3 protein-coding genes are annotated in these 3,448 nt (G+C 42.2%); all 3 read left to right on the top strand.

Features of this window, described 5'->3' with window-relative positions; genetic code table 11:
• Positions 1 to 180: 180 nt before the first annotated feature.
• Entirely contained in the window at positions 181 to 870 is a 690-nt protein-coding gene (gene phoB, locus L1D50_RS22265) for a phosphate regulon transcriptional regulator PhoB (protein WP_010378755.1), read from the top strand.
• Positions 871 to 921: 51 nt separating this feature from the next.
• On the top strand, positions 922 to 2,250 hold the full coding sequence (gene phoR / locus L1D50_RS22260) for a phosphate regulon sensor histidine kinase PhoR (RefSeq protein ID WP_128725336.1): 1,329 nt from the start codon (positions 922 to 924) through the stop codon (positions 2,248 to 2,250).
• Between the two features lie 77 nt (positions 2,251 to 2,327).
• The gene (locus L1D50_RS22255) at positions 2,328 to 3,296 is read left to right on the top strand and encodes a phosphate ABC transporter substrate-binding protein (RefSeq protein WP_128725335.1); all 969 of its coding nucleotides are present in this window, start codon (positions 2,328 to 2,330) and stop codon (positions 3,294 to 3,296) included.
• The last annotated feature ends 152 nt before the right edge of the window (positions 3,297 to 3,448 follow it).

The raw sequence follows: 3,448 nt of genomic DNA, 5'->3' as shown, positions 1-3,448 counted from the left end.
CGTTTTAGCATAAAATATATTTAAAATCAGTTGATTATAAATAAGTAAGGTATTCCCTGTGTAGCCAAAAAAGAGATTTTTTTTGGCTTGTTTTGCGTTTACACGTTACACTTTCATAAAAATGTCACAGTTAGTCATAATAATGACATCAACAACGTCGGTAACGAGAGAACATTGGGAATGTCACGTAAAGTACTTGTAGTTGATGATGAAGCACCTATCAGAGAAATGTTGGTGTTCGTACTAGAGCAAAATGGTTTTCAAGCAATTGAAGCTGAAGACTATGACTCAGCAGTAGCTGCTATGGTAGAACCTTATCCCGATATGGTGCTGCTAGATTGGATGCTGCCAGGAGGTAGTGGTATTCAAATTGCTAAAAAGTTTAAGCAAAGTGAATACACCCGTCAGATCCCAATCATCATGCTAACGGCAAGAGGTGAAGAAGAAGACAAAGTTAAAGGATTAGAGGTTGGTGCGGACGATTATGTGACAAAACCTTTCTCTCCTAAAGAGCTCATGGCTCGGATCAAAGCGGTTATGCGTCGAGTTTCACCTACGTCGCTGGAAGAAGCGATAGAGGTGCACGGATTACGTCTGGATCCAATCTCTCACCGAGTTACATCTGCGGGCACCGAATTGGATATGGGGCCGACAGAGTTTCGTTTATTACATTTCTTCATGACACACCCTGAACGAGTTTATAGCCGTGAACAGTTATTAGATCACGTATGGGGTACTAACGTGTACGTTGAAGACCGCACAGTAGACGTTCATATCCGTCGCCTACGAAAAGCTATCGCACCGCTCGGTCATGATCGCTTAGTGCAAACCGTGCGTGGTGCAGGTTACCGCTTTTCGAGTAAACTGTAATTAGTATTCCAAGAGGAGCTAAATTATTTGGCTCCCAAGTGGATTTAGTCTATGTATCGAGTGATTGATAAACAGGCGTTAACGAGACGCCTGTTTTTGTATTTCTTACCATTAGCCTTAATTGGCTATTTAGTCAGTGCACCTTTTCTGTTTATGTTCATCGGTGCTTTCGTCTTATTAGTTTGGCATTACAAACAACTCTATCGCTTGAGTGATTGGTTACTCAATCAGCGAAGTTTTAACCCACCTGAAGGTAAGGGCGCTTGGGAACAAGTATTTGAAGGGATCTATCAGCTTCAGCAACGTAATCGTAAAAAGCGCAATGAACTCGCTGAGCTGATCCGACGCTTTCGAGAGGGGGCTGAAGCCATCCCAGATGCGGTAGTTGTACTGCAACAAGATCTCAGTATCGTGTGGTGTAATCAGCTAGCGTTGAAAGTGCTGGGTTTGCAATGGCCTACAGATCATGGGCAGAGGCTGGATAACCTTATCCGAGATCCCAAATTTGTAAAATACATGCATGAACATCGTTTTGATGAAGCGTTAGAGCTAGAGACTGGGCTTGGTCATGAGCAAGTGCTCGAAATACGTGTAATGCCTTATGCCGAACAACTTATGCTAGTGGCGCGTGATGTTAGTCGACTAAAGCAATTGGAGCAGATGCGCAAAGACTTTGTCGCAAACGTATCTCATGAGTTAAGGACGCCGCTAACCGTTATGGCTGGTTATCTAGAGATGATGGATAGCGATAATATGCCACCTCCCGCGATGTGGGCTAAGGCACATGGCACTATGATAGATCAGTGTAAACGGATGGATAGTCTGGTAAATCAACTTCTTTCTTTATCTCGAATTGAAGGGGCGAGAAAACAAGACAATGATAAAGCCGTGAATATTCCTGCCATGCTTGAGCTTATTCATACTGAAGCCAAGTCACTTAATCAGGAAAAAGGTCATGAGCTCGTTTTTGATATTGATGCGACTTTGGATATCAAGGGAGCTGGGGATGAGTTGCGTAGCGCATTCTCGAACTTAATTTTCAATGCTGTCCATTATACCAAGCCTGGTGGGCACATTCATGTACGTTGGTATTTAGAAAATGACTTGCCGACGTTTAGTGTCGTCGATAATGGTGATGGTATTGCGCCTGAACATATAAACCGTCTAACGGAACGTTTCTACCGTGTGGATAAAGCGCGTAGTCGGAAAACGGGCGGGTCAGGCCTTGGTTTGGCAATTACTAAACACGTATTGTCTCGCCATGACTCGGCTTTACATATTGAAAGTAAAGTGGGTGAAGGTTCTCATTTTTGGTTTGCTTTCCCAAAACAAAAGCGAATTTTTATGACAAATGATGAAAGTCATAAAAGTGTAATTTAAGAGTAATTTTATTGTCATTTTATCGCTGCACAATGAGCTGCGTAAAATAACTGGGACCAACAACTGGAGTGACCCCAATGAAATTTAAAAGCTTAGTTGCCGCAATGGGTGTGGCTATTACTACATTAGTTTCTACTCAAGTATCTGCTTTAGACGAAAAGTTACCAGAGTACAATAAAACTAGCGGTATCTCAGGAAACTTCTCTTCTGTAGGTTCTGATACGCTTGCCAATATGATGACGTTTTGGGCTGAAGAATACAAAAGAATATACCCTAACGTAAACATCCAGATCCAGGCTGCTGGTTCCTCAACTGCGCCACCAGCTCTAACGGAAGCAACGGCAAACTTCGGTCCAATGAGCCGTAAGATGAAGTCAAAAGAAATCGAGGCTTTTGAAAAGCGCTACGGTTATAAGCCGACAGAAGTTCGTGTCGCAATTGATGCCCTAGCAGTATTTGTACACAAAGATAACCCAATCGAAGGCTTAACAATTGAACAGGTTGATTCAATCTTCTCTTCAACGCGCAAGTGTGGAGCATCAGCACAAGCAAATCGCTGGAGTGACATTGGCCTGACGGGGGATTGGGCTGCAAAAGATATCCAGCTTTATGGTCGTAACTCTGTATCTGGTACTTATGGTTACTTCAAGAAAAAAGCACTGTGTAAAGGTGACTTCCGCAATAATGTTAACGAGCAGCCAGGTTCTGCGTCTGTGGTACAGTCTATCTCGTCTTCAGTGAATGCGATTGGTTACTCTGGTATCGGTTATAAAACGTCAGGCGTACGTACCGTACCACTAGCGAAAAAAGGCACAAACTACGTTGATGCAACATTAGAAAATGTGGCACAGGGTAAATACCCACTGTCTCGCTTCCTATACCTATATGTAAACAAGCACCCTAATAAAGAATTAGCACCTATCGAAGCTGAATTCTTGAAGATGGTATTGTCTAAAGAAGGTCAAAAGATCGTTGAGAAAGATGGTTACGTTCCTCTTTCTAGCGAAATGGCGACACGCGAATTGAAAAAGTTAGGTTTACTCTAATCTATTATTCAACTCGCTAATTACTTGTTGTTATTGATGCCGCTCATTGAGCGGCATTTTTTGTTACTACATCATCATGTTCCCAGATTGAATAATTTGTTTAAATCTTCATCCTAAAACGGCAAAAAAGCTGGAAATATTCTATATTTAGT

This window comes from Pseudoalteromonas sp. Isolate6 (genome assembly GCF_022398435.1).
GTDB classification, from domain to species: domain Bacteria; phylum Pseudomonadota; class Gammaproteobacteria; order Enterobacterales; family Alteromonadaceae; genus Pseudoalteromonas; species Pseudoalteromonas galatheae.
Note: the sequence above shows the minus strand (reverse complement) of the source record. Positions and strands in the feature narration are given on the sequence as shown.